Origin of the sequence: Burkholderia sp. Ac-20365, from assembly GCF_017104715.1 — a bacterium.
In the GTDB taxonomy this organism is placed as follows: Bacteria; Pseudomonadota; Gammaproteobacteria; order Burkholderiales; family Burkholderiaceae; genus Paraburkholderia.
This window is the reverse complement of record NZ_JAAGPI010000115.1, coordinates 1-888: the sequence shown is the minus strand read 5'-3', so window position 1 is coordinate 888 and position 888 is coordinate 1. Positions and strand designations below refer to the sequence as shown.

Genomic DNA, 888 nt, shown 5'->3' with positions numbered 1-888 from the left:
GTCGATGCCCGCGAATTTCTTGAAGAGGCAGCCCTTGCCTTCCATCACCGGCTTCGCGGCGAGCGGGCCGATGTTGCCGAGGCCGAGCACGGCGGTGCCGTTCGTGATGACGCCGACGAGGTTGCCGCGCGACGTGTACTTCTGCGCGTCGAGCGGATCGGCGTGGATCGCTTCGCACGCGGCGGCGACGCCCGGCGAATACGCGAGCGACAGATCCAGCTGGTTCGACAGCGGCTTGGTCGGGGTGACCGAAATCTTGCCGGGTTTCGGGTTCAGGTGATAAGCGAGTGCGGCCTGCTTCAGTTGTTCGTCCATGATTGACCTGCGAGAGACATGCGAAATATTGACGGTTCAGTACGCAGCACCTTCGGCCGCGTCTGCTTGAATCGAGGGGGTGATCGACTGCGAGACGGCACGCGACGCGCCGGGTCGGCACGCCATCGAACCTTGGCGGGTGGCAAGAGGAAAGTACAAAGTACTGAACGATTTCTAAGGGCCGCCTAGTGTACACCCCCTAAATGACGCATGTTGGTGCAGCGCCGCATCCTCCGCATCAGCGTGCGAGCGATCGGGCCCCACTTGTTTCGCCGGTGGTGAGCCGCGCGGCGAACGCGCGCGAATTCCGCCGAAAACCGGCCTGAATCGGGTAAAAGAGCCGGCTACGCGCGCAGCGATGCGATTGGCCCTCCGATCGCGCCCCGGCCCCCTGGGCAGGTTCCCCTTGCTGCGCCACCGGGCCCGCGCCCGCTCTTCGCTCATCACCCAAGGAATGCCCATGACAGGCTACGATCGTCAGTCGATCTCGGATACGACCGCCAAAATCCTGCTCGAAGTACAGGCAGTGCACTTCAACGCAGAAAAACCGTTCATCTTCACGTCCGGCTGGGC

At 63.3% G+C, this 888-nt stretch carries 2 pseudogenes; one reads left to right on the top strand and one right to left on the bottom strand.

Annotated features, from left to right (window positions below):
• Positions 1 to 315 (bottom strand): annotated as a pseudogene (locus G3O01_RS44865) (NADP-dependent malic enzyme); the annotation flags it as partial.
• Positions 316 to 673: 358 nt separating this feature from the next.
• Here G3O01_RS44865 and G3O01_RS45505 point away from each other — a divergent pair.
• A pseudogene (locus G3O01_RS45505) lies at positions 674 to 888 on the top strand (orotate phosphoribosyltransferase); the annotation flags it as partial.